32 protein-coding genes are annotated in these 26,190 nt (G+C 37.3%); 11 read left to right on the top strand and 21 right to left on the bottom strand.

Annotated elements, in window-relative coordinates:
• Positions 1-115 precede the first annotated feature (115 nt).
• Both fabF and ACOI1C_RS07945 read right to left on the bottom strand, forming a co-directional pair.
• Positions 116-1,354: a beta-ketoacyl-ACP synthase II gene (gene fabF, locus ACOI1C_RS07950; protein WP_422509689.1), complete on the bottom strand. Its 1,239-nt coding sequence runs from the start codon at positions 1,352-1,354 to the stop codon at positions 116-118.
• Positions 1,355-1,483: 129 nt separating this feature from the next.
• Entirely contained in the window at positions 1,484-2,416 is a 933-nt protein-coding gene (locus ACOI1C_RS07945) for a beta-ketoacyl-ACP synthase III (protein WP_422509687.1), read from the bottom strand.
• Between the two features lie 224 nt (positions 2,417-2,640).
• On the opposite strand from ACOI1C_RS07945, the gene ACOI1C_RS07940 reads away from it, so the two are divergent.
• Complete coding sequence (locus ACOI1C_RS07940) at positions 2,641-2,913, top strand: hypothetical protein (RefSeq protein WP_422509685.1); 273 nt, start codon at positions 2,641-2,643, stop codon at positions 2,911-2,913.
• A gap of 25 nt (positions 2,914-2,938) precedes the next feature.
• Here ACOI1C_RS07940 and ACOI1C_RS07935 read toward each other — a convergent pair whose 3' ends face one another.
• From ACOI1C_RS07935 to ACOI1C_RS07915, 5 genes are all read right to left on the bottom strand, one after another.
• Positions 2,939-3,124 carry a ComZ family protein gene (locus tag ACOI1C_RS07935; protein WP_422509683.1) on the bottom strand — a complete coding sequence of 62 codons (186 nt, stop codon included), beginning with the start codon at positions 3,122-3,124 and terminating at the stop codon, positions 2,939-2,941.
• Positions 3,125-3,138: 14 nt separating this feature from the next.
• The gene (locus ACOI1C_RS07930; protein ID WP_422509681.1) at positions 3,139-4,095 is read right to left on the bottom strand and encodes a BMP family ABC transporter substrate-binding protein; all 957 of its coding nucleotides are present in this window, start codon (positions 4,093-4,095) and stop codon (positions 3,139-3,141) included.
• 198 nt (positions 4,096-4,293) lie between these two features.
• Entirely contained in the window at positions 4,294-5,187 is an 894-nt protein-coding gene (locus ACOI1C_RS07925) for an NAD-dependent epimerase/dehydratase family protein (RefSeq protein WP_422509679.1), read from the bottom strand.
• Between the two features lie 132 nt (positions 5,188-5,319).
• A complete protein-coding gene (locus ACOI1C_RS07920; RefSeq protein ID WP_422509677.1) occupies positions 5,320-6,051 on the bottom strand; it encodes an alpha/beta hydrolase in 732 nt (243 codons plus the stop codon).
• 192 nt (positions 6,052-6,243) lie between these two features.
• The gene (locus tag ACOI1C_RS07915; protein ID WP_422509675.1) at positions 6,244-6,381 is read right to left on the bottom strand and encodes a hypothetical protein; all 138 of its coding nucleotides are present in this window, start codon (positions 6,379-6,381) and stop codon (positions 6,244-6,246) included.
• 164 nt (positions 6,382-6,545) lie between these two features.
• Here ACOI1C_RS07915 and ACOI1C_RS07910 point away from each other — a divergent pair, with 164 nt between their 5' ends.
• The gene (locus ACOI1C_RS07910; protein WP_422509673.1) at positions 6,546-6,737 is read left to right on the top strand and encodes a YjzD family protein; all 192 of its coding nucleotides are present in this window, start codon (positions 6,546-6,548) and stop codon (positions 6,735-6,737) included.
• A gap of 155 nt (positions 6,738-6,892) precedes the next feature.
• On the opposite strand, the gene ACOI1C_RS07905 is transcribed toward ACOI1C_RS07910, so the two are convergent.
• The 3 genes from ACOI1C_RS07905 to ACOI1C_RS07895 all read right to left on the bottom strand — a co-directional run bounded on the left by ACOI1C_RS07905 (position 6,893) and on the right by ACOI1C_RS07895 (position 8,880).
• Positions 6,893-7,072 (bottom strand): YjzC family protein, encoded by a 180-nt coding sequence (locus ACOI1C_RS07905; RefSeq protein ID WP_422509671.1) that lies wholly within the window; start codon positions 7,070-7,072, stop codon positions 6,893-6,895.
• A gap of 113 nt (positions 7,073-7,185) precedes the next feature.
• The gene (locus ACOI1C_RS07900) at positions 7,186-7,497 is read right to left on the bottom strand and encodes a metal-sulfur cluster assembly factor (protein WP_422509669.1); all 312 of its coding nucleotides are present in this window, start codon (positions 7,495-7,497) and stop codon (positions 7,186-7,188) included.
• 60 nt (positions 7,498-7,557) lie between these two features.
• Positions 7,558-8,880, bottom strand: a complete 1,323-nt coding sequence (locus ACOI1C_RS07895) for a Na+/H+ antiporter NhaC family protein (protein ID WP_422509667.1) — start codon at positions 8,878-8,880, stop codon at positions 7,558-7,560.
• A 95-nt stretch (positions 8,881-8,975) separates the two neighbouring features.
• Between ACOI1C_RS07895 and ACOI1C_RS07890 the strand changes: the two genes are divergently transcribed.
• Positions 8,976-9,794 carry a Cof-type HAD-IIB family hydrolase gene (locus ACOI1C_RS07890; protein WP_422509665.1) on the top strand — a complete coding sequence of 273 codons (819 nt, stop codon included), beginning with the start codon at positions 8,976-8,978 and terminating at the stop codon, positions 9,792-9,794.
• Here ACOI1C_RS07890 and ACOI1C_RS07885 read toward each other — a convergent pair.
• Positions 9,780-10,031 (bottom strand): hypothetical protein, encoded by a 252-nt coding sequence (locus ACOI1C_RS07885; RefSeq protein ID WP_422509663.1) that lies wholly within the window; start codon positions 10,029-10,031, stop codon positions 9,780-9,782. The two genes, ACOI1C_RS07890 and ACOI1C_RS07885, sit on opposite strands and share 15 nt — an antisense overlap.
• A 125-nt stretch (positions 10,032-10,156) precedes the next feature.
• Between ACOI1C_RS07885 and ACOI1C_RS07880 the strand changes: the two genes are divergently transcribed.
• From ACOI1C_RS07880 to ACOI1C_RS07865, 4 genes are all read left to right on the top strand, one after another.
• Entirely contained in the window at positions 10,157-10,309 is a 153-nt protein-coding gene (locus ACOI1C_RS07880) for a hypothetical protein (protein ID WP_422509661.1), read from the top strand.
• On the top strand, positions 10,310-10,408 hold the full coding sequence (locus ACOI1C_RS07875) for a DUF3813 family protein (protein WP_422509659.1): 99 nt from the start codon (positions 10,310-10,312) through the stop codon (positions 10,406-10,408).
• Positions 10,390-10,479 (top strand): DUF3813 family protein, encoded by a 90-nt coding sequence (locus ACOI1C_RS07870; RefSeq protein WP_422509859.1) that lies wholly within the window; start codon positions 10,390-10,392, stop codon positions 10,477-10,479. Before ACOI1C_RS07875 ends, ACOI1C_RS07870 begins: the two co-directional genes overlap by 19 nt.
• Before the next feature lie 151 nt (positions 10,480-10,630).
• On the top strand, positions 10,631-11,770 hold the full coding sequence (locus tag ACOI1C_RS07865) for a hypothetical protein (protein WP_422509657.1): 1,140 nt from the start codon (positions 10,631-10,633) through the stop codon (positions 11,768-11,770).
• Positions 11,771-11,812: 42 nt separating this feature from the next.
• Here the strand turns inward: ACOI1C_RS07865 and ACOI1C_RS07860 are convergent, their stop codons facing one another.
• Together ACOI1C_RS07860 and ACOI1C_RS07855 are read right to left on the bottom strand one after the other, a co-directional pair.
• Positions 11,813-12,679, bottom strand: coding sequence for a BsuPI-related putative proteinase inhibitor (locus ACOI1C_RS07860; RefSeq protein WP_422509655.1), 867 nt, complete (start codon positions 12,677-12,679; stop codon positions 11,813-11,815).
• Between the two features lie 76 nt (positions 12,680-12,755).
• Entirely contained in the window at positions 12,756-13,601 is an 846-nt protein-coding gene (locus ACOI1C_RS07855; protein WP_422509653.1) for a YitT family protein, read from the bottom strand.
• A 176-nt stretch (positions 13,602-13,777) separates the two neighbouring features.
• On the opposite strand from ACOI1C_RS07855, the gene ACOI1C_RS07850 reads away from it, so the two are divergent.
• Both ACOI1C_RS07850 and ACOI1C_RS07845 read left to right on the top strand, forming a co-directional pair.
• Complete coding sequence (locus tag ACOI1C_RS07850; protein WP_422509651.1) at positions 13,778-14,635, top strand: DegV family protein; 858 nt, start codon at positions 13,778-13,780, stop codon at positions 14,633-14,635.
• 68 nt (positions 14,636-14,703) lie between these two features.
• The gene (locus tag ACOI1C_RS07845; RefSeq protein ID WP_422509649.1) at positions 14,704-14,835 is read left to right on the top strand and encodes a DUF3941 domain-containing protein; all 132 of its coding nucleotides are present in this window, start codon (positions 14,704-14,706) and stop codon (positions 14,833-14,835) included.
• A gap of 194 nt (positions 14,836-15,029) precedes the next feature.
• Here ACOI1C_RS07845 and mscL read toward each other — a convergent pair whose 3' ends face one another.
• From mscL to ACOI1C_RS07825, 4 genes are all read right to left on the bottom strand, one after another.
• Positions 15,030-15,467 carry a large conductance mechanosensitive channel protein MscL gene (gene mscL / locus ACOI1C_RS07840; RefSeq protein WP_422509857.1) on the bottom strand — a complete coding sequence of 146 codons (438 nt, stop codon included), beginning with the start codon at positions 15,465-15,467 and terminating at the stop codon, positions 15,030-15,032.
• A gap of 86 nt (positions 15,468-15,553) precedes the next feature.
• On the bottom strand, positions 15,554-17,203 hold the full coding sequence (locus tag ACOI1C_RS07835) for a methyl-accepting chemotaxis protein (protein WP_422509647.1): 1,650 nt from the start codon (positions 17,201-17,203) through the stop codon (positions 15,554-15,556).
• Between the two features lie 19 nt (positions 17,204-17,222).
• Complete coding sequence (locus ACOI1C_RS07830; RefSeq protein WP_422509645.1) at positions 17,223-18,203, bottom strand: BMP family lipoprotein; 981 nt, start codon at positions 18,201-18,203, stop codon at positions 17,223-17,225.
• A gap of 178 nt (positions 18,204-18,381) precedes the next feature.
• Positions 18,382-19,248 (bottom strand): S1 RNA-binding domain-containing protein, encoded by an 867-nt coding sequence (locus ACOI1C_RS07825; RefSeq protein WP_422509643.1) that lies wholly within the window; start codon positions 19,246-19,248, stop codon positions 18,382-18,384.
• 174 nt (positions 19,249-19,422) lie between these two features.
• On the opposite strand from ACOI1C_RS07825, the gene ACOI1C_RS07820 reads away from it, so the two are divergent.
• Together ACOI1C_RS07820 and ACOI1C_RS07815 are read left to right on the top strand one after the other, a co-directional pair.
• A complete protein-coding gene (locus ACOI1C_RS07820; RefSeq protein WP_422509641.1) occupies positions 19,423-19,914 on the top strand; it encodes a YajQ family cyclic di-GMP-binding protein in 492 nt (163 codons plus the stop codon).
• A gap of 100 nt (positions 19,915-20,014) precedes the next feature.
• Complete coding sequence (locus tag ACOI1C_RS07815) at positions 20,015-20,884, top strand: SDR family oxidoreductase (RefSeq protein WP_422509639.1); 870 nt, start codon at positions 20,015-20,017, stop codon at positions 20,882-20,884.
• A gap of 404 nt (positions 20,885-21,288) precedes the next feature.
• Here ACOI1C_RS07815 and ACOI1C_RS07810 read toward each other — a convergent pair whose 3' ends face one another.
• The 4 genes from ACOI1C_RS07810 to ACOI1C_RS07795 all read right to left on the bottom strand — a co-directional run bounded on the left by ACOI1C_RS07810 (position 21,289) and on the right by ACOI1C_RS07795 (position 26,132).
• Positions 21,289-22,329 carry a LacI family DNA-binding transcriptional regulator gene (locus ACOI1C_RS07810; RefSeq protein WP_422509637.1) on the bottom strand — a complete coding sequence of 347 codons (1,041 nt, stop codon included), beginning with the start codon at positions 22,327-22,329 and terminating at the stop codon, positions 21,289-21,291.
• 92 nt (positions 22,330-22,421) lie between these two features.
• Positions 22,422-23,939: an alpha-amylase family glycosyl hydrolase gene (locus ACOI1C_RS07805; RefSeq protein WP_422509855.1), complete on the bottom strand. Its 1,518-nt coding sequence runs from the start codon at positions 23,937-23,939 to the stop codon at positions 22,422-22,424.
• A 52-nt stretch (positions 23,940-23,991) separates the two neighbouring features.
• A complete protein-coding gene (locus ACOI1C_RS07800; RefSeq protein ID WP_422509635.1) occupies positions 23,992-24,834 on the bottom strand; it encodes a sugar ABC transporter permease in 843 nt (280 codons plus the stop codon).
• Positions 24,835-24,836: 2 nt separating this feature from the next.
• The gene (locus ACOI1C_RS07795; protein ID WP_422509633.1) at positions 24,837-26,132 is read right to left on the bottom strand and encodes an ABC transporter permease subunit; all 1,296 of its coding nucleotides are present in this window, start codon (positions 26,130-26,132) and stop codon (positions 24,837-24,839) included.
• Positions 26,133-26,190: the final 58 nt, after the last annotated feature.

Here is a 26,190-nt window from a genome sequence, read left to right as displayed (position 1 = left end):
AGGCTAATTCATAAAAGAGAGGCGTGGACAAGAATCTAAAATCAGATTTTAATTCTGATTAAAAAAAACCTGTATAGTTAGATACATTAGTATCTAACTATACAGGTTTATCGTTTTATTCGAATTTTTTAAAGACTAATGTTGCGTTGTGTCCACCAAAACCTAGAGAGTTACTTAGGACAGCATATACATCCTGTTTTCTTGCAACATCAGGGACATAATCTAGATCACAGTCTGGATCTGGTGTCTCAATGTTAATTGTGGGTGGAATGATTCCCTCTGAAATAGCCATTACAGAGAAAATTGCTTCGATCCCACCTGCTGCTCCTAATAAATGTCCGGTCATTGATTTTGTTGAACTAACTGCCATTTTATAAGCGTGATCTCCAAATACTTCTTTGATTGCCATCGACTCATATTTGTCATTATAAGGTGTACTTGTACCATGGGCATTCATGTAAGTGATTTGCTCAGGCTGAAGCCCTGAATCTTTAATTGCTTGTCTCATTGCACGTACTCCGCCTTCTCCAGCAGGTGCAGGTGCAGTAATATGATAGGCATCACCTGTTGCACCATAGCCTACTATTTCGGCATAAATACGTGCACCACGAGCTAGCGCAAATTCAAGTTCCTCTAAAATAAGGATCCCAGCACCTTCTCCCATGACAAAGCCATCACGATTTGCATCAAATGGACGACTAGCTGTTTTCGGGTCTGAATTAAACGATAATGCCTTCATAGAGCTAAATCCAGCATATGCCATGATCGTTAATGGGGCTTCTGTTCCACCCGTCACCATCGCATCTGCATCACCACGTTGAATGACTTTAAAAGCATCCCCAATCGAGTTCGCACCTGATGCACAGGCGGTCACGGTACATGAGTTGATTCCTTTTGCACCTATAGCAATTGACACTTGCCCTGCTGCCATATCGGGAATCATCATTGGAACATAGAATGGACTTACCCTTCTGTAGCCTTTAGCTTGAAAATTTCTGTATTGCTCTTCATGTGTTTCCATTCCGCCAATCCCTGAACCAATCCAAACGCCAATACGAGGGGCATTATCTTCTGTTATCGTTAAATCTGCATCCTTAACAGCCATTAGAGAAGCAGCCATCGCATATTGCGTAAAGCGGTCCATTTTCTTAGCATCTTTCCGATCCATATAATTTTCAGGATTGAAGTCTTTTAACTCTGCTGCCACTTTGGCAGGAAATAGATCCGAATCTACACGAGTTAATGGTCCAACACCTGAAACCCCATTAATTAAATTGTTCCAGGTTGTTTCTAAATCATTTCCTAGTGGAGATACCGTTCCTAATCCTGTGACAACTACGCGTTTCTTTTGCATAGAATATTCTCCTTTTTGAGACGAAATATATTTTTTTCGCATTGACTGAGATCATTGAATTCTATAATAAACTTCGATTTTACATTTTAGGCATGATGAATGGAAATTATACCTTTAGCTAAGGCAACGTTAACGACCCCAACGCATGGCGATTGCTCCCCAGGTCAATCCTCCACCAAACCCAACCATAACGACGACATCATCATCTTTAATCGTTCCGTTTTCTAGCTCTTCTACAAGAGCAATGGGGATTGAAGAAGAAGAAGTGTTTCCATATTTCTTAACCGTTTTTGACATCTTCTCTTCAGGTAATTCAAGTCGTTGTCTTGCTGCTTCCATGATACGAATATTGGCTTGATGAGGAATTAAAAAATCTACATCTTCCTTACCCAATCCTGCCTTTTCTAGTACGTTTAGACAGGATTCACCCATTTGGCGCACAGCAAACTTAAATACTTCTCTTCCGTTCATGATAATATACTCATCCTGATACAAGTGCTTAGCACCGGTTCCATCAGAGCCTATTTCAAATGAAAGAATACCTCTTCCCTCTGACACAGGACCAAGAATGGCTGCACCAGCACCGTCACCGAAAAGTACAGCTGTATTTCGGTCAGACCAATCCGTAATCCTAGAGAGCTTCTCAACACCAACTACTAATACATGTTGATAGGTACCCGCTTCGATGAATTGTTTCCCCATTACGATTCCATACATAAACCCTGCACAAGCCGCACTTATATCAAATGCAGCCGCATTCTTTGCCCCTAACTTCTCTTGTATAACGCAAGCAACAGATGGAAAAGGATTGTCCGGTGTAACTGTTGCAACAATGATTAGATCAATCTGCTCCGCAGTAATCCCAGCGTTTTCCAATGCCTTTTGAGCTGAGGCATAGGCCATGTCAGACGTGTTAATATCATCGCCTGCAATTCTTCTTTCTTCAATACCCGTTCTTGTACGTATCCATTCGTCAGATGTATCTATTATTTTTTCCAGATCATGATTGGTCACTACTTTGTCAGGTAGATATCGTCCAATTCCAATTATTCCAGCATTCATGGAAAAAACCCCTTTTTTATTATCAATTATTATGACTTGGTACTAATTTTATAGCAAGAATATCAATTTAGCAATCATTTTGGTATCTAGTTTTTCACATTCGGGCAACTGTCCATAGCGAATTAAAATCCCTCAACATAATTTATCGTATATACCATGTATGCACTTACCCATCAATTCCATACAAATATCCTTAAAGACCATTCTTTTTAGGAGGTGCTATTATGAGCGAAATAGAAAAACAAGAACCTTCAAAACAACAAGAATCCAATTACCACCCTTTTGACCGATTAATGTTTGGAACGAGAAGAGTGCCCGTCAAAGTAGAAGAAGATAAGGCTGAACCCCAATCAACATCCACTTCCAAACAAAGCGAATCATTTGATATGATGACGATGATTCAAAATGTTGATCAACTTATGGGGTCTGTTAACAAATTCAAGCCAATGGTCAAACAATTAGCTCCACTTCTTGATTTATTTAAGACAAAAAAATAGACGCTGGGATCAGCGTCTATTTTTTTTACTTTTCTTCTAGTGCATCATGACGCCCGAGATCATACGCATCTGACATAACTTTTGTTAAAAGTTCTATCACTGGTTGTAGCTTAGATAAATCTAACTCCAAACCAGTCTCATCTAGAATTGACTTTGCCTCCGGTAAATACTTCATAGCAATTTGCATGAATTGTAGCTGTTTTGAATCCATTTATCATTCTCCTATTAATCAGTTTGATTCGGAAGATTTCCTGTCTTAATGTAGACCTGCACGGCCTTATCTATCTTCTCTTGAAGCTTAGTACTAACCTCAGGACTATATTTCCCTAAAGTAATAACTTGATCATCAAAATCAAAATAAAGATTTCCAGAAGCTAATTTACCTTCATTAAATTCTTTTGCAACAACCTCGTACAACATGTCTACATGCTGTACAGTACTAGTCAGTACTGTTGCTTCACCTAAATCAGATTGATCAGAGATGTAACCTATTGCATATAAACCTTCTTCTTTTAGCCGCTCAATAATAGGCACGTTAAACCCATCACCAGCAGGATAGACGACATCTACTCCGTTATTGATCATGTCCTCTAGCTTATTTAACGCAATGTCAACATCATCCCAGTGTTCCGTATAGCTAATCTCGACATCTACTTCCGGATTTTCAAAAAGTGCTCCTTCAAAAAATCCGTTTATTTCAGGCTGCCATTCAAATGCAGCAAGGACACCCACTTTGTTTGTTTTCGTCATCTCTCCCGCAATCATGCCTCCAAAGAAGCCCATTGCGTCAGCATTAAAATTCAAGCTAGTAACGTTTTCTCCTCGGACATCTCCGTTAAAACAAACAAAATGAATGTCTGGGAATCTAGCTGCTAATTTATTAAACCAGGGTGCATATTCACTTCCATGCCCAAAAATTAAGTTTACCCCTTTATTCGAGTATTCCTGGATAGCATCGAACACGACATGTTCATTATCCATTCCTTCTTTATAAAAAACGTCCACATCAAACACAGATTGAACCCTGAGCATTCCTTTGTAGCCTTTTGTTCCCCATACTTGGTCATTCACTGTTTCAGGTACAAGCAAACCTACCTTTTCAATCTTTCCTGGGACCATAGGCTGTGCGCATCCAGTTAAGATGAAGGCGATTAGCAATAGGACGATAAGTGGCTTTTTCATCTATCTTAGTCACTTCCTTTATCAAAACTCCCATTATATCTCTTAATTGGGAGCATACTGATCTATCTTAGGTTCTGTTATGAGTCCATTTTATAATGCATGTCCTAGATTATTTTACCCTTTAACCACCGTAATGGTAAAGGATAATTCTCTTAACTCAAGATATTTCTAGAATTTCTAGAATTTAAAATAAATCTTTTACAAATTTTTTTTAGATGTTAGCCTAATATGAGACCTTTGTTTACTTAATCCTTCTTCAATAGTTATACATGGTCTAAATGATAAAAGTTCTTCCGCCTTTTTGTTTGAGAGTCTATTGCTGAAATTTTCTTCATTGTTTTTTCTACCTAGAAGATAATTCATACCTTTCAACCATTCTCCGGAATTCCCAGTTGTTATATGGATGATTTCCTCTGAAATCATGCAATTTGCAGCTTTTTTAATGGCTTCAATTGCATCCTCAACATAAAGGACATCACCTATATATTTATCATCCACCCAACCAACGTCTTTTCCTTCTTCTAACAACCTCAAAACCTGTTGAAAAGCAAATGTATCAGGCTGCCATGGTCCATAAAGAGTTGGTAGTCTTAGTATTAGAAAAGACAGGGCTTGTTTACTATTTTGAGCTTGAATAATTTCTTCCAAAGTCAAATATCGCTCTCCTCTTGTAGTTAGGGGAGAAATATGTGTCTGCTCGGTTATGAATGTTTCCTTATGTGCTACTATTTCTGTTGTGGATAAAAAAATAAATCGTGTTGAATGCAAATGGCAATATTCAATTGCCTCATATAGATATTTCTCCACTAGGCCGGGCTTTGCCTGTTCTTTATCAGAAGGAAGGTCTATAGTGAAAAATAATGTGTCAATCTTTTCGTTTATCTTAGGATTCCAATGTTCTCTATCTTTTTGACTTACATAATGTAAATTAGCGTTTCGACCAATTGACATCTGCTTTTCTTCTTTTTGGTCATACGAACCTTCGTTTTGCTCTAGATCAAGTCCATAAACGGTTATTCCTTCTTCTAAAAGTTTTTTAGTTAGGTGAAATCCAAGAAAGCTGAATGCACCGATGACAATAACTTTTTCCAACAGAAATCACTCCTCTCTTTTAGGCTTATCTACTATCCTATGAATACTAGCAGTCAAGAATGACGCTAATACAATACTTTTTCCTTTTTAAAACTCAAAAAGTCCCCTTATCCTTAAGTGATAGAGGGACTTTTATAAGGTTCTCTCATGCTTCTCAAAAAATTGTAATAGGCTACTCCCGATGCCAAAACGCTTCTCATTCACATGGAAGACTAACTGTATCGGAGAATTCTTATTTCGATTTTGCTCATAAATTCTGCTCATTTTCTTCGATTGGTATGTTTTTTCATCTGTAGATATCCACATTTTTACTGGAGATGTTCCTGTATGGTCTTTTATCGTAGGAAGCATCTTGACTTGTTCATCAAATTCATGTTCTTCCCACTCATAAGCATCTAAAACTTCTTTCACGACTCTTTTGTAAAATAACTTATTTTCTTGTTCATGAATGAGCTGAGCTCTTAAGCTTAAACAAGGATTTAACATTGCCACAGACCTGAGTTTATCTCCCATTTCATCCATCAGCTGAAGTCCAGTCAAAGCACCCATTCCTTCTACTAGAATGTGAATACATTCATTTAGAATTTCTCTTTTCATGACAACATGATATAGTCTTTTAGCAAACGCAACAGCCCTATGTGATCCATAATTACGACCAAAGAGATTGGAGTAAAAAACAGTATAACCGTTATCCAGAAAAACCTTAAGAAAGGTAAACCTTCCTGCATTCTGAATCCAAAAGCTCGTTGAATGATCCACAAAATGGTTTCGGTCTCCAATCACAAAAATAGCAAATCCGTTTGGGCGCTCTGGCAAGTGAACGACATTCCATTCTCCGTCCAAAATAAATTGATGTTGATTCATTACTGCTCTCCCCCGCTCAAGCAACATCCACAGGAAAATCCCGCTCGTATTAATGTATGTTCTTCAGAAAAAAATGATAGGGGAAATGCCCATAAATGTAAAAAACTTGAGAAATTCAATTGATTGGTACACTACATTTTCTATTCTGTAAGTAGGGAGTGGGTTACTTTACAGAAAAAAAACATTTCTAACCTAAGAAATGTTTTCTTTATAAATATTTTCCAATTGTATTTCCTCTTTTAATTCACTCAATCTTTCCTTACCTAATCTAGTTAGATTAGACTCATCCTGATCTAACAAAAGCTGTAACTCCTCTTGTTTATCAGACATGTGAATTCCTCCCTCTTCACTTTTTACTTATCAATCATTTTCTTATATAAGTATGAATTTTATACATGGAATTATGTAAATTTTCTATAAATTTCTACATATTTATTTTTTATTATGCTATGTGTTATAATAGAATCAAATGTAAGAGAAATTGAGGTGATACCATGCGTTACTTTTGGACATTCTTTTGGACATTCCTTTTAATTCAAATGTTATTTTACGTAATCAGCGCTATGCAAGGTGGTACATATGATTTCATTCAAGGATCCATCATTGCAGTTGTCTTCTCACTACTAATTTTCATTTTAGGGGATGCACTTATACCTAAAGAGCCTGCTGCACACAAGCATGACTAATAAAAACCCATTCAAGATTTGATCTTGAATGGGTTTTTATTTATGTTTTTGAGGATTTTATGAGAAAACACCATACAATAAAGTTAGGATGCTCCTCTACTAGTAAATATCTTTAAAAAGAGCATTCCCACAAAAAAACAGGGAATGCTCATCTACTATGGTTTTCTTTGATAGCTCCATTTTCGGTTATGGTTCGATGTTTCTGGAAAAGAATCCCCAGCATTTAGTTTGATCAACTTAGGATTCGTTACCGTGCTACCAGTCTCACCGATTTCAATATATAATCCGTTGTTTGGTGCTTTTTGTCCGGGTGTAAATTGGCGATTTTGTCCCATTGTGCACCCTCCTTATTTGAAATGGGTTGCCCAACTATTTTACCCTTCTTCTAAAATTTATTTCATAGTATGTCTGATATTTATCTATTCAATAATTGGAATTTTTATAAAGACTAATCTGCAATTCGTAAGGCTATTTTTGCATACCTAGACATCCTGTTCTTCGTCCAAGGCGGAGTCCATACTATTCTTACGTCGACTCCTTTCACCTCAGGCAGGTCTGAGAGAGCTATCTTAATTCCTTCTGTAATGGTTCCAGCTAGTGGACATCCCATTGAGGTAAGAGTCATGGTAATAACCGCTACTCCCTCGTCTGTTAGCTCTACCCCATAAACAAGTCCTAAGTTTACAATGTCAACACCTAATTCTGGGTCGATTACTGTTTCTAGTGCACCGAACATACTTTCTTCCATGGCTTGATCCATTTACACCACTCCCTTACTCTCTTTGTTATAAATATAACCAACATAGTTTTTAGCATTAATCTATTTGCTTACAGATTCCCTCACATTGCTTTTAACAGCCTCTTTTCGCAGCCAAAATGAATAGGAAAGTGTAAGGATTGGTAAGCACCATAAGAGTATGGCAAAAGGCAAATAAGTAAATAGAGACACACCTAGCACGGTACTACACATAATCGCTAGTACACTCCAAGGAATCATTCCAGCAAATAACATGGATGAATCGGCCATTACCCTAGCCAGTTGCTCTCTTTGGTGATTTTTTGTCCAATCTGGCAAAAATGTTCTTCCCGTTAAGATAATTGGGAGAGTCTGGTTACATGCTAACAAGGAAATAAACAAGGTAGCTACCATCGTTTTCCAGGTCATCGTGTACAGAGATGTTTTAGTCCCCAACCATTTAGTTAACAATAACTGAAAAACTTGGAATTTCTCTATAATGCCATTATAGGCTCCTGCAAGTCCAATGAAAGCGACTAAAGGAATCATCTTTCTCAGCCCTCCGCCAGACTCTTGAGTACCGTTCCATAAAAATTGAAACTCTAAAGGTATTCTTTGGTAAGAATAGATAATGACTAAAGCGACAGCAATACTCACAATAAAACATGTTCTTATTTTTATTTTTAATAATGCAAGAAGAATCAGAACCAACAAAGGGAACATGACAATTACATTTGCTTCTAGTTCAGTTTTAACACTGGAAAGAGGCTGGCTGTCGATTAAGATATCTTGTATGAAAAAGAATAAAATTGATGCTACACAAGCTACAAAACCCGTTTTCCAAAGTATCCGTTGAAACGGCTTACGCTCTATTTCAAGTGTGTTAGATAGCAATTGATTTGCACTCGAAAATGGGGAGGTACGGTCTCCAACAAAAGCCCCTGAAACTAAAGCACCTGCTGCTATTTCAACTGACATGCCGATTGATACCGCGGCAGCAATAATAGGAATTCCAATCGCACTTAATGTACCTACACTAGTTCCTAGGATCATTGAAACAACTAAAGTACTTATAAAAGCAGAAACATAAAAAAAGCTTGGGTTGATAAAAGAAAGAATGACTTCTACCATGCCAGTAATTGTACCCGCTATCTGCCATGACGGTAATAACAAGCCAACAAGCAATAGAATTAGTATTACTTCTTTTGTTTTAAGTAACCCAACTAAGGCACTCTTCCCAATCTCAGTATATGTATAGCCTTTTCGAATACATACGTAATATAAGAATATAAACCCTGGTAAGAAACCAAAAAATAGTAAAAAATTAAATACAACAGAGCACACGATGCCTATTAGTGTAACAAGTACAATCATGACTGTGTCCTTTAAACTAATTTGTTTCTTCATGCTATCACCTCCTTTCTGCATAGTATGAAAGTAGACATTCGAATTAGAAACACGGTAAACTAAAAATTAGACAAAGCTAATAAAAGGAGAAACGTATGAGTAAACCACATTTAATAGCTGTTGATTTAGACGGTACATTATTAACGGACAACAAAATTATATCATCAAGAACAAAACTTGCTTTACAAAATGCAATGAATGCAGGTCATCATGTAGTCATCGCGACTGGAAGACCTTACAGGGCAAGCCAAATGTATTATAAAGAACTTGGTCTTACAACACCTATTGTGAATTTTAATGGAGCACTCGTTCACCACCCCACCTCTTCAACCTGGGGCACATTTCACTCACCGTTTGATATCAAAACGGCCAAGCAAATAATCGAGACAGGTGAAAGCTTTACCGTGAAAAATATTTTAGCAGAAGTAATAGACGATGTATATCTTCACTATCATGATGAAGAAATGATGAATATTTTTACAACAGGGAATACAAAAATTCAAACAGGTGACCTAAAAGAAATATTGCTTCATGATCCAACATCTGTATTAATTCATGCGAATGAAGAACATGTTGCCGATATTCGAAAGCATTTGTCAGATGTTCATGCTGAAGTAATTGATCATCGCAGATGGGGTGCTCCTTGGCATGTTATTGAAATTGTTAAAAGTGGATTAAATAAAGCAGTTGGACTAAAGAGAATCGCAGAGCATTTTAACGTACCAACCGATCGAATTGTTGCATTTGGAGACGAAGATAATGATTTGGAAATGATTGATTACGCTGGTCACGGTGTTGCAATGGGGAATGCAATTTCACAACTTCAATCTATTTCAAACTTTATAACCAAGACTAACGAAGAAGACGGGATCGCCCATTACTTAGAGGAAGTTCTGCAATTAACAAGGAAATAACTTGGCTATTAGAGGATGTTCAAAAAGTCCGGCAAAAATAGCTTCGAATTTCTTCGTCAGCTCGTCTTTCCGCTCCTCACGTATACAAAACATACGCGCAGGTAGCTCAAGACTTTGCTTCCTTGAACTTCTTTGCTCTTTTTGTCCTCCTTTTTGAACAGGCTCTATTATATATATGTTCACAACAAAGAAAGAAAAAAACAGTTGATAATTCCAAAGCGGTAAAGTTTTGAGCATTCGAACATCTATCTCTACATAAATCCTTTATTAGGAAATTCTCTCTTGAATAGGTCATGATTTTTTTCCACAAACTAATCTTCGACGCTAAGGTAAGCGTCATCTACTTTAAGGGGGAATAAATCATGGGCCGAAGCAATAAATCAAAACGCTTTGTTCAACAGGGCACAGATTTTATTACAAAGCATGATGAACGATTCCCGTATCGATCAACTTTAGCAGAAGCTGAAGCGAAGAAATTAAAAAACGTCACTGAGAGCTCTCTTGGAGGCGTTTAAATGGGTAACCAACTTTTTCAAAAAGCCAGAGAGTCCGTTCACTTTGCCAAGCAGGCTTCATCTGGAACTGGTTCTATTGAATTGATAGTCAAGCAATAGAAATAGCAAAAAATGCTCTTTCCTCTGCCTATGCAAATACTACGAATGCTAAAAAAAGAGCAGCTTCGTGAATTGCAGCAGAAGCTAGAACAGCTCCAATAACTTGTAAATTCAATACCATTCACACAACCTGCGGCGATTACTCCGCAGGTTTCTCTTTTCATATACATACTCATTCTGTTACTATTTAAATTATCTAACTCTACTGGGGAGAAACATAAAATGAAGGTACTTACATTAAAACAAAAACAAAATGAGAATCATTACCCAATTGACCTTATAGATTCCTCCCTGTTTTATTTATCTAAAACAACGACTGTCTTTCCAGTAGCTGATTTTACGATCTATGAAAAAAAAGGACAAAGGTCAAAAGCCATCCATACCGTAAAAGATGCTATTGAATTCCCATATGAGTATCCTTTTATTAGCTATGCCGTTCGGAATATATCAACGCATCAAGTGTTTTATACGTTCTTTCGATATAATCTTGTAAGTAAAGAGCAACATGAAGTAGGTACTGTTCACTATACTTTTGACGCTGAGCTCGAAGGTGTGTTTATGACCGATACAGAGGTCATGTATATCATTCGTAAGATCGACGAATCCGATTATGACGACGATACAACCTTTTATTTATTGGATGCTAAAAAGCAGAAGCAATATGTTATAAAGGAACCCAGTTTTCAAGACTCCATTTCTACACCCACAATTTTTAGTCATAAAGGGGACCCTTATTTATTATTGAATCCTTATTATTTTGAAACGTGGGAAAAGGAAGACCATTTTCGTCTGAAGGGTCAGCTTTTTAAGGAGAAGGAGTACATTGCCGTCATGCCGTTAAAGCATTTTATTAGGGATGTTAAGGCAGGAGCTCCACTAAACACTTTGTTGATTGAGGAAAAAAATAAAGGTGGTTTTGCTCGAGTCATTGCAGAAAATGGAGACTCGATCTTCTATGTTCAAAAGGATTTTAGTACAAAAAAGGAAGAACTGATTGAATTGAGTAAAGATACTCTTCAAAAGAAGAGTTATTTTCTTCCGAGCGGATTTTCGTATCACTCCATTCGCATATTCAATGACAATGTCTATTTTGCGTCCATTGATGAAGACTACTTTTATTCACCCATGAAAAAGGAGATATTTCGTTTAGAGCATACCTATTTTCAACATCTGTCAGGTGTAATGAATGTTTATGTCCATTACTTGGATCATCGGTATATTGTGGCTGATTGCTGGACAAGAAATAATGGAGCAGATCTTTTCTATGTCGCTATAATAGATAAGGAAACTCGTAACGTTCAATACTTTGAAGATAAAGCATTGGGCTGTGAAGTTTACGATCAAACAGTTGTTATTTATTAAATCATAAAACATCCCCAGCCAAGATGTGGCTAGGGATGTTTTTTATTTAAATTGCTGTAAAGGTACATAGTAAGAATTAACTATAGAGCCATCTTTCGCACTTCTTTCAAAAATATGTGCTGTTATGGTTCCGTTGGAAGGTAGCTTATCTTTTGGAATCGAAACTTTCAATTCAAATGCTGACCACGATGGTGCGCCCTCATTTGCTTGAAAAGGTGTCTCTTTGATTAGTTCATTATGTCCGTCTTCAACACTGTACATGAAAGACGCTTCAAATACACGGGCTTCACCTGTTATGATGTATTCTCCATTCTCACCAGTTGACTTGATGTTACGAAATGCAGGATTATCAGAATCTACTTCAGATTCACTTGCTTCTGTTTCAGTATTTTCTACAGATTTTTCAATTGTCAGTAACCCTTCGGCAACAAAGGTACCTTTGTCTACTTTCTTGCCGTTAATTTCGATCGGTATTACAGTTGCCACAACTCTATAATCCCCTGCTTCTACCTTTTTTCCCTCTTTTGTATAATCCCACTCATCCTGGAAGGTAAGCTTATCCCCAGCTTCTAGCTTTTGCATAACTAATGCCATTGTAAACATTTTACCATCTGAGTACCGATATACTTCATCTCCTGCATTATCACTTACTACTACCTCAAATTTTTGACCAGAAGAAAAGGTTAAATCTGCAACTTCTTCACTATTATTGGTAAAAGTCATTTGGAACGTAGCTTTTTCCTTAGTTGGTTCGATTTCTACTTTCGTACTAAAATCTGCCAAATCAATGGAAGGTGATGTTGTTTCCTCTAATTCTTCGTTCCCTGTATTTCCATTTGTTACTTCATCTGTGCTTCCACAGCCTGCTGCCAGAAACAGCAGGCCTATAATAAAAATGAATCGTATCATTTTATTTCCTCCTAATGTTTGCTTCTTCTACTATTGTAGTCGAAATTGGATCAAGAAAGGTTACACTTATTATGTTTTAACCATCTTTTCTAAAGAATCCGAAGACCCCTGTGGATTGAACAATATTTGTAAATGCATTTTGGTCCACTTCTCTAATAATTCTCTCTAAATCATAGAGCTCATACCTTGTAATGACAATCATAATCATTTCTTTCGGTTCGTTTGTAAATGCCCCTTTTGCAGGAAGAATAGTGATCCCTCTAACTAATTTTGAGTGGATGGCCTGCTTCAGTTCTTCTCCTTTTTTTGTAACAATCATCGCTGTTAGTTTGGCATGTCTTGTATGAATGGAATCAATTACTCGAGTCGTAACATATAAGGCAACTAGAGTGTACAGAGCTTCCTGAGTCCCATAAAGTAATCCGGCTGCAACGATGATGATTGCATTTAGCGCGAAAATGTATGGCCCAATTGGTTTATCCTTCATTCTAGACAATACCAACGCAATGATATCAACACCACCAGTGGATGCACCAAATTTCAAGGTCAATCCTACACCCAAAGCAATAATAACACCACCAAATACTGCATTTAACAAGATATCCGTTGATACTTGGTATACAGGTATTAGTTCAAGAAACAGTGTTGTCAAAGCAACACTTAAAAAACTATACAGTGTGAAGGATTTTCCAACCTTTTTCCACCCTAGAATGGTAACTGGTATATTTAAAAGGAATAAAAGGATACCCGTTGAAATGAAAAAAGGTGTATGATCCTGAATTAAGCTAGCAATTAACTGTGCTACGCCTGTAAATCCACTCGCATAAACATGGGCTGGTATTAGAAACAGGTTAAGACCTATAGCATTTAATAAGGCACCTAGTAGTACAACGAGAATTTTTTTGCCCTCTGCCAAAACCATGAAACTCCCCCTTATTTTCCCTTTATCTATAATGTTGCCTATTTTTCCTGAAATGAAACCAAAAAGTTGAGTTTTCACCGGGAAATAAGTTAAACTTATCTTTATATATATATTAATTTTATACATAGGTTTTTAGTAGAAGTAACAATGAGTTTATGAATTAAGAGGTGAGAGAAATGTCAGTACAATTATTAACTGATAGTGGCTGTGATTTACCGAAGGAATGGCTAGAAAACGAGAAAATAACGTTATTTCCGTTAGTTGTTCATATAGATGAGCGTGATTTTTACGATATGGAATCCATTGACTCTTCAAAAGTGTATGAAGCAATGAGAAAAGAAAGTGTTCCTAAAACCTCACAAGTTCCACCAACCAGGTTTCAAGATACCTTTACTAAACTTGCTGAAGATAAGCAGGAAGCCATTTATATATCATTTTCATCCGAACTTTCTGGTACCTTTCAAACAGCAACATTGATTGCATCACAAGTAAAAGAGCAATACCCTGACTTTAAATTAACCATTATTAATACGAAATGTGCTTCATTGGGCATGGGTTTAGTCGTCGTAAAAGCAGCAGAGTATGCCCGAGGCGAGCTCGAATATGACGAGCTTGTAGAGAAAATTACGTTCCAAGCAACTCATATGGAACATATATTCACTGTAGATGATCTTACATATTTAGCTAGAGGCGGGAGAGTTTCTAAAGCCTCTGCCTTTGTTGGAGGGCTGTTGAATATTAAACCTTTACTTCATGTTGAGGACGGAAAACTTATTCCATTAGAGAAGATTCGCGGTCGAAAAAAGGTGCTACAACGCATGGTTGATGTAATGAAAGAAAGAGGAGTGGACCTATCTACCCAAACCATAGGTATTAGTCATGGTGAGGATGAGGAGACAGCTTTATTTCTACGTGAAAAGATCAAGGAGCAACTAGGATGTGAGCACTTCTTCATTACTCAGATAGGCTCGGCCATCGGAGCCCATGCTGGACCTGGAACGATTGCCCTTTTCTTTCTGAATAAAACGGAGTAGTACATAAATAGGGCTACTTTGAGTTAGGCTAAGGTAGAATTGAATTCTAAAAAGGAGCTGAGCTTCTATTGCCTAAAACAAGTGATAATGACAAAAAAGCACGTGACAACAATGCCAAGCACGTCGAAAAGAACTTAGAGGCAGAAGAAAACCGCCAAAAAGGAGAAAATCAATACTCAAAAAAGACCGATCATAAGTAGGAAGCTTGGCTAGATGCCAGGCTTTTTGTTGTTTTGATTGCAATTGAGAAAACATGGACCTTCCCTTAGTGCCTCTGGTTACCGTCTTCTCCCTTTTTCGTGATTTACGGGCATCATTGAGACCCTTTGGCTACTGGCTAAGCACTTTTTCTCAATTCACGCGACTTGACTAAGTCGGGCTACCTAACTTACTATCACACCAAATCAGCTGTACATTGCGGGCATCTTGATGCCTTAATTGGAATAGAAGTTGTACAATAGGTACATTCTTTCTGAGTAGGACTAGATGGAGCTTTTTCTTCTTTTCTTCTTAGTCGATTGATTTGACGAATGACAAGGAAAATGACAAAAGCCATGATGATAAATTGGATCACATTATTAATGAATATCCCGTAATTGATAGTTGGTGCTCCGGCCTTTTGGGCATCAGCCAACGTTTGATAATCACCTGCATCTAACGTAATGAAAAGATTCGTAAAGTCTACTTTACCGATCAGCATTCCAAGTGTTGGCATAACGAGATCATTTACAATCGAAGTGACAATCTTGCTAAAAGCACCACCTATGATGACTCCAACAGCAAGGTCAATCACACTCCCCTTCACAGCGAACTCTCTAAATTCCTTAAATATCCCCAAACTTAGTTCCTCCTTATAGTCGTTTTAGTTTTTACTATGTTCAAAAAAGGTCAGCATTATAAGCTGACCTTCAGGCTATATTACATCTTAAATTGTGATAGTACTGAATTTAATTCGTCTGTTAGTTCTCTCATGGAGGTCACTTTGCTAGCAAGTTTTTCAAATGCATTTAGCTGTTCAGCTGTTGATGCACTTATCTCTTCACTTCCAGCTGCAGATTGTTGAACAACAGCACTAATATTTTCTACAGATTCTAGCACTTGTTCACCAAGTAATTTTGAGGCGGACATTCCTTCAACTAGACCTTGAATATCCGATGAAATACCTTGAACCTTTTGCTCGATTGTTTCAAAAGCTTCTGTTGTGACAATCATTGATTTCTCCTGTTTTTCAGAGAGTTTTACACCTAAATCAACAGATTGTAAAACCTGTGACAAACCCTTTTTAATATGATCCACCATTTCAAAGATTTGCTTTGTTGCTCTCGTTGAAGCTTCGGCTAACTTTCTAACCTCATCTGCTACAACGGCAAATCCTTTACCCGCTTCACCAGCACGTGCCGCTTCTATCGCAGCATTTAAGGCGAGGAGATTTGTTTGCTCTGCTATAGCAGAAACAGAAGTGGCCATCTCTTCAATTTTGCTCGCATATCCAGTGAATTCCTTCGTTGCTTTCTCAACCATTTTTGTTGATGAGATATTTTCAGATAAAAGCTGACGTTGTTCTTCCATGGCCTCTCTACCGGAAGTAATGGATGCCACTGCTTCTTGACTATAATCAGCGGTTTGTTTAGAACGTAGTAAATTAGCCTCAAATTCTTGTCCCATTTGTTCGACAATATGAACAGAATTTTGTAGGTCCTCAGAAATAACCTGTGATCCAGATGACAGTTCTTCTGTAGAGACAGCAACTTGATTACTAATCTCTGTTAATACATTATTTTCTTGTTCAATTTCACGTGAGTATTGCTCAACATTCTTGCTCACACTTTCCACAGATCCAATAAGTCCTCTAAGCTGCTCAACCATTTGAGTGAAAGACTGATTAAGCTCACCGATTTCATCTTTCTTGTTATAGTTCACTTTCTCTACTACAAGATCACCAGAGGAAATTTTTCTTGCGTTATCAGTTAGCAATTGAAGTGGTTTCGTAATAGACAATGTAAATCGATAGCTAAACAGAATAGATGCAACCACTAAAATAACAGATCCTAAGCCTGCAATGGTAATAATCATTCCAATTTTTTTCTTGAGATCTTCCTGTAAGAAGTCATAGTGGGTCGATGCATACAAATCTAATAAATGTAAATCATTTACAATTCCTTCTGTTCGAATGGATTGCCGTTTTACTTCAGCCGCATCTAGACTTTGTAAGGACTTTTGGGCATCAAACAGTAAGACTTCATACTTGCTAAATGATTTGGTAATCACTTCTTTCGTTAGTTCTAAAGAATTCAACTTTTGAACTTTTTCAAAGTTTTCGCGAGTTAATATAAGCTGTTCAAGAGCTTCAAGCTTATTAGCTTCTGTCATATTAAAAGAATAGTTGTTTAAGCTTTGCTTTGTGATTTTCATTTGAGCATTTAGTTCGTGTACAGAAAGTAAGAAAGGTACATAATCTGTGTTGGATTTCTCGATTTCAACCATCTTTATAATAATGTATCCAATCATCATGATGGCTAGTGTAAGAGCAATCATGGAATGAAGCATTAATTTTTTCTTAAGATTCATATCTGTTGTACCTCCTTCCTTATGGATTTACTGTTATTTTCCCAGCAATAATATCATCTTTATGATCAGTGATCGTCTTAAGTTGCTGCTGTGTAAATGGAATAACACGAATAGGTGATAAATTTACCCCATTCTCTTTCAATCCAAGTTGAATAAGTCCCTTAGGAAGCTCTTTCTTTTCTTTAAAAGAAGAAATTGTTTGATATAATGCAACATCAACATTTTTTAGCATGGAAGTCATAACCGCTTTTTCGGCATAAAAATATTGATCACTGTCAACACCGATTGCATAAACACCTTTGTTTTGAGCTTCTTTTAAAACACCTACACCTGTAAAGCCGGCAGCTGCATAGAGGACATCAGATCCCTCTGCAATCATTTTTGTTGCTATATCTGTGCCAAGCTTATCATTTCCAAAATCACCAGCATACACGACAACCACTTCAATTTCAGGGTTGATCGTCTTAGCACCTTGTTCAAATCCTCTAGCAAACTTATTAATGAGAGGAACATCAGCACCACCAATGAATCCTAGTTTATTCGTTTTTGTTGCTAATGCAGCGGCAACTCCCGCTAAAAAACTTCCTTCATCTTCTTTAAAAGTAATGGAAGTGATATTTTCTAGCTCAGATACTGAGTCTATTAAGATAAACTTTTGCTCAGGGTATTTTTTTGCTACTTTTTCTAAATCTTCTTGAACCATAAAGCCTAATCCGACGACAACATCATTTCCAGTTTCAACAAGCTCGGTTAAACCTTTTTCATACGTTTCTGTATCCTTTAGCTCACGATAATCGAATAATATATCGAGCTCTTCTCTTGCTTTTATTAAGCCATTAAAAGCTAAATCTGAGAACGATTGGTCCCCTAACCCAACGTCTGATAGCATAATACCAATCTTAATTCCATCAATCTCTTCTGATGTGTTCGTGCTGTTTGTTGAACATCCTACTAAAAGAAGAACTACAATCATGATGAGGGATGTTATCTTTTTACCCATTTACAATCGCTCCTTTTTTGCCATTACTACACTTTCTTTTATCGACATGATTCGACGAAAGTTAATCTTTATAGAAAAGATGTAATAATCAGTAAATTTCGTTTTAAAAAAACATCAGGCTGTCCGAGATATCTCGAACAGCCTGATGTTTTGGTGGTAGAGTGTATTAATTATTAATTTATTTTCTTGCTGAATTATACGTCCAGCCTTCTTCCTGATACACTTTCCCTTCTTTCATTAGTTTTCCTAACGCTCGTTTGAAAGCTCCCTTACTCATGTTGAAAATTTGTTGGATATCCTCAGGTGTACTTTTATCGGAATAAGGCATAGCCCCACTTCGTCCCTCCATGTAGTCATAGATAGCCTGTGAATCAGTGTCCATTCCTTCATGTCCTCTTGGTAACAGGGATACATTTACAGAACCATCTTCTTTTACATCAACGACTCTACCTTCCACTACCTGTCCTAAACGTGGTTCTACTTTCCGTTGCGATTCATGAATAAACCCAACCAACTTGTCATCAGTATAGATATAAGATCCTACTTTGACTGTTTTATAGATCGTTCCTTTGATATTTTTGTTAAATACTTCTCTTGTACCAACAACTCCGATTTCCCACATTACAGGCTCTGTTGCCAATCTTGCAAGTAGTCGACCATTCCGATCCTGCATTAGGCTACAATAAAGCTTATCTCCAACTTCAGGCCATAACTCCTCGAACAATGGAAGATCGTCCTTTGAAAGAAGCATATCCTTAGTTAATCCGATATCAATAAAAACACCTAACCCACGATTCACCCCAACGACTTCAACCCATTCATATGTATCAATGACAATTTTAGGTGTCTTCATTGTCGCAATTGGTCTGCCCTCATGGTCATGATAAACAAATACTTCTATTTCGTCCTCTATCTCTATCTCACCAATAACTTCACCATTTGGTAAAAGTACCTCATTTTCTTCTTGATCTATCAAATAGTATCCAAAGTCTACTTGCCTAGAAACGTGTAGCATTTGTATAGTACCAGGATTGATTCCCATCATTTGTTACCTACCTTCTAAAATTATTCCTAAACTCATTCTTTCCATTTCGAATCATTATATCACTATTTTACTATCTATATGATTAGTATGTGCTGATTTCACCTTTTCCTTGTAAAAGGTCGGGGAAATTTTGTACAATAGTAATTATTATCATTTACGGAGGAGATTTACTAGATGTCAAAAGAAAATTCATTTGATATAGTTTCGAAAATTGAGTTACCAGAAGTGACGAACGCAATCACCAGTGCCATGAAGGAAGTAAAAACTCGTTACGATTTCAAAGGGAGTAAGAGTGATATTTCCTTAGACAAAGAGGAGCTTGTCCTCGTTTCGGATGATGATTATAAGATGGAGCAATTGAAGGATGTATTACTTAGTAAGCTGATCAAACGAGGAATTCCCATAAGAAATCTTGATTATGGAAAGCTAGAAAATGCAAGCGGTGGAACCGTAAGACAGCGTGCCAAGCTAGTTCAAGGAATTGACAAGGACAATGCGAAAAAGATTAACATGGTTATTAAAAATTCTGGGCTAAAAGTAAAAAGTCAAGTTCAAGACGATCAAGTTCGAGTTACAGGTAAAAATAGAGATGACTTACAAGCTGTCATGGCTGCGGTAAGACAGTTAGATTTAACTGTAGAAGTACAATTTATTAACTATCGTTAAGAGACAGAGTGAAGACTCTGTTTTTTCTTTTTACTTTTTTCATATTTCCTCTGCTAGAAGACATACTAACCTTCAGTAATTATGAGAAAAGGAGCAAGCTATGACAAAGCAAAAACAACCTCAACAAACATTACCACCACAGCATCAAAATAGGCAGCCAGGACTTGAATCAGAAATGAATCCTTTACCTAAATTTGTTGATCCTGCTTATCGGGGGAGTGGGAAGCTTAAGGGAAAAGTCGCTATCATAACAGGTGGTGATAGTGGAATTGGAAAGTCGGTAGCCATTTACTTTGCTAAGGAAGGAGCACAAGTTAGCATCGTATATTTGGACGAGCATGAGGATGCAAATGAAACGAAGAGTTTGATTGAAAAGGAAGGCTCCCAATGTTTATTGATACCGGGTGATATTGGAAAAGAGGAATTTTGCCAAGAAATTGTAAACCAAACGATACAAGTATTTGGTAAGATAGATATTCTAATAAACAATGCTGCTGAGCAACATCCGCAAAAAAGCATTGTAGACATTACTGCCGAGCAGCTAGAAAAGACGTTTCGAACCAATGTATACTCCTATTTTTTCTTAACGAAAGCAGCCCTTCCTCATTTAAAAGGTGGAAGTGCAATCATTAATACAGCATCCATCACTGCGTATGCAGGAAATGAAACACTGCTTGATTATTCTGCAACGAAAGGCGCAATTGTTACATTTACTCGGTCACTATCCCAGCAGTTAGTCGGGAGCGGAATAAGAGTGAATGGAGTGGCACCTGGACCTATCTGGACACCCCTTATCCCTTCCACCTTTACTAGCGAAGAAGTATCGACATTTGGTGCAGATACACCTATGAAACGACCTGGACAACCATGTGAATTAGGACCAAGCTATGTTTTCTTAGCTTCTGAGGATTCAGCTTACATGACAGGGCAAATGCTACATAGTAATGGCGGAAAGATCGTGAATGGATAAGTAACATACTTATTTATCCTTTAGGGCATCAAATGTAGTCTTTGATAACCCTTCCCTACTTAAAAGGTGAATTTTCAGGGCACCCTAAAAATTCCGTAATAAGAAAAGCGCAAGCGCCTTGTTTAGACCAGGCATAGCAAATGACCTCGGGGGGGGGGATAGGCGTTGGAGCTAGACACTAACCCATTTTGAAAAAACTTATAGAGGGTGTTCAAAAAGTCCGGCAAAAATAGCTTCAAATTTCTTCGTCAGCTCGTCTCTCCGCTCCTCACGTATACAAAACATACGCTCCGGTGCTCAAGACTTCGCTTCCTCGAACTTCTTTGCTCTTTTTGTCCTCCTTTTTGAACAGACTCTTATACTTTCTTAATCTTTTCAAAAAAAAAGGGGGGCCACACCCCTCCTCAACTTACAACTTCAACACTATGTTTTTCCTGACATGACTGTCTCTTTACTAACTGGTGGGGAATCATAACCCGCTTAACATGCTCGGTCGGATCTTGAATCTTCTCTATTAGGCATTTTGCTGCCATACAGCCAAGCTCGAAAATATTTATATCTACAGAAGTTAATGGTGGTCGTGAAACCTCTGATAGCATAAGATTATTAAAGCTCACAACCGAAATATCCTCTGGTACACGAATTCCCATTTCATCAAGTGTATTAAGAACACCCCAAGCCATTAAATCATCCGCCACAACTAGTGCCGTGGGTGGTTCCTCAAGTGCAAAAAGCTCTTTAACAGCTTCTTGACCACCTTCTTTTAAAAACTCTTCATGAATAATGTATTCATCTCGGTACTGCAATCCTGAATTATGAAGTGCCTTCTCATAACCTAGTAATCTATCAATTGTCACGACTAAATTAAGACTACCTCCGACAAATCCAATCTGATCATGTCCGAGTCCGATAAAGAATTCAGTTACCTCTTTTGCGGCTTTGTAGTTATCGTTATCGACATGTGAAATAGACTCAGAGTCTTTGAACGGCTTTCCAATAACTGTAAAGGGAAAGTCTCTTTTTTGAAGGTACGAGATAATTTCGTCATCCACTCTAGAATATAGTAAAACAATTCCATCCACTCGTTTGCCTTGAACCATTTTGACAACGCCTTCAAAAATCTCATCCTCTGTTTCCCCAGTAGACATATATAAGGCATATTCTTGCCCATGGGCAATTGTACTTATTCCACGGAGTACTTCTGGAAAAAAAGGATTTTGAAACACTTTATCTGCAGAGCTTGGCATGACAATCCCAATTGCTTGAGTTGTCTGATTCGCTAAGCTTCGAGCATTAAAATTCGGATGATACCCCAATTCTTCCATCGCTTCACGAACTCGTTCCTTCGTCTGATGACTAATCCTTGGACTATCGGCAATGACTCTTGAAACGGTGGAAGGGGCAACGCTAGCAAGCTTTGCAACATCCTTTATTGTTACCGCCATACAGCAAAAACTCCCTCTCCCCAAATTATCTATCTCTAGTTTATAACTTTATGCAACATTTGTCAGTGTCATTTTGTTTCCAATTCCACTTCCTACTCTTCTTTCACCTTTCGCTTTTGGCGTCTGATGGCGAATACAAGAAACAACCCGAAAATTGCCCAGACTCCAATCATTCCAAGTATGACGGGCCAATTAACACCTGTCTCCTCACCTATTTGGAAGATATTCGCAGTCTCTCTGTCCATTGTAATCATGAACTGTTCTTGATTTGGTCGGACGATATCATCACTAAGTAAAGCACGAAGTTCCCGATTTTCCCCAACCTCAGAAACATCAAACTCTGCTGTTATTGTTTCACTCGCATTATTAATGGCAAGAATAGTTGTTTCGTCCTCGTATGTTCGTTTAAATACAGCCATCCCTTTATCTTCAAACAGCATTTTAAAATCACCATATCTAAGAGAAGGAAATTCTTTTCTTATACTTGCTAGTTTAGATATATAATCAATGATCACTTTATCAGCTCGAAAAGCCATCATTCTTCGATTATCAGGGTCTTCTCCTCCGTCTAATGCAATTTCAGTTCCATAATAAATAATGGGGATTCCAGGTGCACCATATAGATAGGTTAGTGCAAGTTTTAGCCTTGTTTCAGGATTTTGCTTTTTCTGCACCACTTCTCTTGTGAACCGAAGATTATCATGGTTATCAAGGAAAGTTCCTAATAAGTAAGGATTTTCATAAAAAGCTTCATTTCTTAACCATATTTTATGAAGCCAATCAACCGGCTGATCTGGTTGACGAAATGTCGTATTTAATCCTTCGTACAAGGGATAGTCGACAAAGGAATCGATTCCTGTTTCACCATAGGCAGCAACATATCGAGGATCCTCATGCCAAACCTCACCAATTAAGAAGAAATCCTCTTTGACACTTTTTACTTCTGAAGAAAATTTTTCCCAAAATGATTTTGGTACATGTCTTACTGTATCCAATCGATACCCATCAATATCGGTTTCTGTAATCCACCACTTCGCCATGTCTAGGAGGTATTTCTCGACTTCTTGGTTTTCATGTGCTAAATCTGGCAAGCCAAAAAGCTGACCATTTTCTACATTGTCTTGGTTATCCCAATTGGTAATATCCTTTTTCTCATGAAACCAATCTGCTTTTTTTGGATCATTCAACCAGGGGTGCTGATAACCGGTATGATTGACGACTAAATCCAAAATGACTTTAATATCTCTGTTATGAGCTTCTTTCACTAAGGTCTTCACATCTTCTAATGTACCGAAATGCTCTTCTACTTCATAGAAGTCCTCGGTCCAATAGCCGTGATACCCTTTTTCTTCATTTTTGACAATTGGCGTTAACCAAATGGCTGTAAATCCCATTTCTTTTATGTAATCAAGCTTGTCAGTTACACCTTTCAAATCTCCACCATGATATGCACGAGGATCATTGATATCTACTTCAAAATCATTACTAGTATCTCCATTGTTAAATCGGTCGACCATGATAAAATATATCAACTCATCCTGCCAAGTTCCCTCTTCTTTTTCAACAGCCTTTACTTGAAAGCCGCAAAAAAGAAGAAACGGGATAAGCATTAACAAAATCTTTCTGCTCACTCGCCGTTCCTCCTTCAATTATGATATTAACTTAACCTTTAGTGCCTCCGGCTGTTAAGCCAGAAATTAAATAACGTTGTAAAAACAAGAAAACAACTGCAATTGGTATAGCAATAAGTATAGAACCTGCTGCGAACCTAGTAAAGTTATTATTAAATTGATCATTAATAAAGTTAAATAAGCCAAGTGCTAAAGTGAATTTTTCTGGATCTCTTAACACAATTCTTGGCAGTAAAAAGTCTGTAAATGGTGCCATGAAATTAAATAAAGCAACAACAGCTAAGATTGGTTTTGCCAAAGGAAGCATAATTTTAAAGAATACACCTAAGTGACCTGCTCCATCCATACGTGCTGCTTCGTCTAGTTCCCTTGGTATTGTATCAAAATAACCCTTCACAAGCCAAGCGTTAAATGGAATTTGTCCACCTATATAAATGATAGTTAAACCTACTAGTGAATCCAGTAAACCAACCATGTTAAGAAGGATATACAAGGCAACCATCGCCATTAGAGAAGGAAACATTTGTAGGATTAAGAATGCATACAATCCATTCTTTCTTCCAATAAAACGATATCTTGAAAAAGCATACGCTACAAAAGATGTAATTAATACCGAGAAAAAGGCATTTGCAACGGCAACAAGAATACTGTTTTTATACCAGATTAAATAGTCACTATTGGGGCTTGTGAACAGCCATTTATAATGTTCAAAAGACAAGTTTTCAGGAATTATGGAGCCTGAGTACAAGCTTGTACCCTGGTTAAGAGAAAGACCAATCGTCCAAAGTAACGGGTACCCAATAATAATAAACATAAAGAATAAAAAGATATATATAAGTGTGACTTCAATTCTTGATTTTGTTTTACTAGTCATCTCTAAATGTTCCCCTCCTCTTTGAAGGAACGTGTCCGTCTAAATTGGAAGACCGCAAATCCAGAAACCATAATTCCAATGATAATGGAAATGGCAGCAGCCATATTATAATTGTTGGTTTCAAAGGTCAGTCCAAACACCCACGAAATGAGAATATCGGAGCCACCTGCGTTTTGTCCTCTTACAGCAGGTCCGCCTTCATTAAATAAGTAGATAATATTAAAGTTATTAAAGTTACCTGCATACTGCATGATTAATAATGGAGCTGTTGCGAAAAGCACATGTGGCAGTGTGATAAATCTGAATTTTTGCCAGCGTGTACCGCCGTCAACATCTGCTGCTTCATACCAATCCTTAGATATACTAGTTAAAACCCCAGTAAATAAAGCAAAAATAAACGGGAATCCAAGCCATGTTTGAATCATGATCAATGCAACCTTCGTCCAAAATGGATCACTTAACCAAGGTATCATCACACCAAAGTTACTCAATATATCTCTGTTGATTGCACCAAATTTATCGTTAAACATTGCCGCGAATATAAGGATTGTGATGAACGCCGGAACGGCCCAAGGTAGAATAAGAAACGTTCTAATCAATCTTTTAAATTTAACTCGTGGATCATTTACAAGAAGTGCTAGGAAAAGCCCTAATGATACTTGTAATGTTGTAGCCACAAGAGTCCATATAAGTGTCCATGAAAAAACGGTTAAAAAGGTATTTTTCCAAATTGGAATAGAAACAAGGTCTATGAAGTTTGTAAACCCAACCCAATTTAATAGGTTTCTCGGAGGAGAGTTGTATAAGTTGTAATCCGTAAAGGCTAAAGAGACCATAAATAGTAGCGGAAGAACAACAATGAAGATTAATAATATTAACCCTGGTGTAACAAATATGTATGGGAAACCTATATCCCAAGCATTATTGATTGCTTCCATAAAATTAGGTTTTCGCTTACCTTCTTTAATACTTAAAGCATCTCTCTTTGCATCCATAATATTCAATACATATAAGCCAACAGCAAAGACAACTAAAATAGTTGAAACAAGCCCTTGTATTAAAAGGAATATTGAATGGTCCACCTTTGGTATTTCTCCTAAGGTTCGGATTCCCCACAGTCCAATATTTATAAAATCTAAAAAAGCAATCAGAAAAGCCGCTTCAATAATTAGGAATAGGGTTCCTTTAAAGAAACGACGATTGTAAAACTGTCCTAGTCCAGCAAAAATGATTGACAAAATCATGGCTACTGTAGGGTTATGTCTATTACCATTTGTGTTCTTTACCTTATCAGACATAGTGATCCTCCTGTTCATTAAAGCATAAATGGTGGATAGAAAAAGTACTTTCTATCCA

It is taken from the genome of Bacillus sp. DJP31 (assembly GCF_049310945.1).
GTDB lineage: Bacteria > Bacillota > Bacilli > Bacillales > SA4 > Bacillus_BS.
This window is presented reverse-complemented; position numbering and strand designations above follow the sequence as displayed.

Excerpts from the sequence above, each read along its gene's own strand:
- ACOI1C_RS07890 (WP_422509665.1), top strand. The coding sequence starts at position 8,976 with ATGAGTAAACCACATTTAATAGCTGTTGATTTAGACGGTACATTATTA.
- ACOI1C_RS07850 (WP_422509651.1), top strand. The coding sequence starts at position 13,778 with ATGTCAGTACAATTATTAACTGATAGTGGCTGTGATTTACCGAAGGAA.
- ACOI1C_RS07885 (WP_422509663.1), bottom strand. The coding sequence starts at position 10,031 with ATGCTCAAAACTTTACCGCTTTGGAATTATCAACTGTTTTTTTCTTTC.
- ACOI1C_RS07945 (WP_422509687.1), bottom strand. The coding sequence starts at position 2,416 with ATGAATGCTGGAATAATTGGAATTGGACGATATCTACCTGACAAAGTA.
- ACOI1C_RS07795 (WP_422509633.1), bottom strand. The coding sequence starts at position 26,132 with ATGTCTGATAAGGTAAAGAACACAAATGGTAATAGACATAACCCTACA.
- ACOI1C_RS07930 (WP_422509681.1), bottom strand. The coding sequence starts at position 4,095 with ATGAAAAAGCCACTTATCGTCCTATTGCTAATCGCCTTCATCTTAACT.
- ACOI1C_RS07805 (WP_422509855.1), bottom strand. The coding sequence starts at position 23,939 with ATGCTTATCCCGTTTCTTCTTTTTTGCGGCTTTCAAGTAAAGGCTGTT.
- ACOI1C_RS07905 (WP_422509671.1), bottom strand. The coding sequence starts at position 7,072 with ATGGGACAAAATCGCCAATTTACACCCGGACAAAAAGCACCAAACAAC.
- ACOI1C_RS07820 (WP_422509641.1), top strand. The coding sequence starts at position 19,423 with ATGTCAAAAGAAAATTCATTTGATATAGTTTCGAAAATTGAGTTACCA.
- ACOI1C_RS07915 (WP_422509675.1), bottom strand. The coding sequence starts at position 6,381 with ATGTCTGATAAACAAGAGGAGTTACAGCTTTTGTTAGATCAGGATGAG.
- ACOI1C_RS07865 (WP_422509657.1), top strand. The coding sequence starts at position 10,631 with ATGAAGGTACTTACATTAAAACAAAAACAAAATGAGAATCATTACCCA.
- fabF (WP_422509689.1), bottom strand. The coding sequence starts at position 1,354 with ATGCAAAAGAAACGCGTAGTTGTCACAGGATTAGGAACGGTATCTCCA.
- ACOI1C_RS07900 (WP_422509669.1), bottom strand. The coding sequence starts at position 7,497 with ATGGATCAAGCCATGGAAGAAAGTATGTTCGGTGCACTAGAAACAGTA.
- ACOI1C_RS07920 (WP_422509677.1), bottom strand. The coding sequence starts at position 6,051 with ATGAATCAACATCAATTTATTTTGGACGGAGAATGGAATGTCGTTCAC.
- ACOI1C_RS07825 (WP_422509643.1), bottom strand. The coding sequence starts at position 19,248 with ATGATGGGAATCAATCCTGGTACTATACAAATGCTACACGTTTCTAGG.
- ACOI1C_RS07815 (WP_422509639.1), top strand. The coding sequence starts at position 20,015 with ATGACAAAGCAAAAACAACCTCAACAAACATTACCACCACAGCATCAA.
- ACOI1C_RS07880 (WP_422509661.1), top strand. The coding sequence starts at position 10,157 with ATGGGCCGAAGCAATAAATCAAAACGCTTTGTTCAACAGGGCACAGAT.
- ACOI1C_RS07810 (WP_422509637.1), bottom strand. The coding sequence starts at position 22,329 with ATGGCGGTAACAATAAAGGATGTTGCAAAGCTTGCTAGCGTTGCCCCT.
- ACOI1C_RS07875 (WP_422509659.1), top strand. The coding sequence starts at position 10,310 with ATGGGTAACCAACTTTTTCAAAAAGCCAGAGAGTCCGTTCACTTTGCC.
- ACOI1C_RS07855 (WP_422509653.1), bottom strand. The coding sequence starts at position 13,601 with ATGGTTTTGGCAGAGGGCAAAAAAATTCTCGTTGTACTACTAGGTGCC.
- ACOI1C_RS07940 (WP_422509685.1), top strand. The coding sequence starts at position 2,641 with ATGAGCGAAATAGAAAAACAAGAACCTTCAAAACAACAAGAATCCAAT.
- ACOI1C_RS07935 (WP_422509683.1), bottom strand. The coding sequence starts at position 3,124 with ATGGATTCAAAACAGCTACAATTCATGCAAATTGCTATGAAGTATTTA.
- ACOI1C_RS07895 (WP_422509667.1), bottom strand. The coding sequence starts at position 8,880 with ATGAAGAAACAAATTAGTTTAAAGGACACAGTCATGATTGTACTTGTT.
- ACOI1C_RS07910 (WP_422509673.1), top strand. The coding sequence starts at position 6,546 with ATGCGTTACTTTTGGACATTCTTTTGGACATTCCTTTTAATTCAAATG.
- ACOI1C_RS07830 (WP_422509645.1), bottom strand. The coding sequence starts at position 18,203 with ATGGGTAAAAAGATAACATCCCTCATCATGATTGTAGTTCTTCTTTTA.
- ACOI1C_RS07860 (WP_422509655.1), bottom strand. The coding sequence starts at position 12,679 with ATGATACGATTCATTTTTATTATAGGCCTGCTGTTTCTGGCAGCAGGC.
- ACOI1C_RS07800 (WP_422509635.1), bottom strand. The coding sequence starts at position 24,834 with ATGACTAGTAAAACAAAATCAAGAATTGAAGTCACACTTATATATATC.
- ACOI1C_RS07835 (WP_422509647.1), bottom strand. The coding sequence starts at position 17,203 with ATGAATCTTAAGAAAAAATTAATGCTTCATTCCATGATTGCTCTTACA.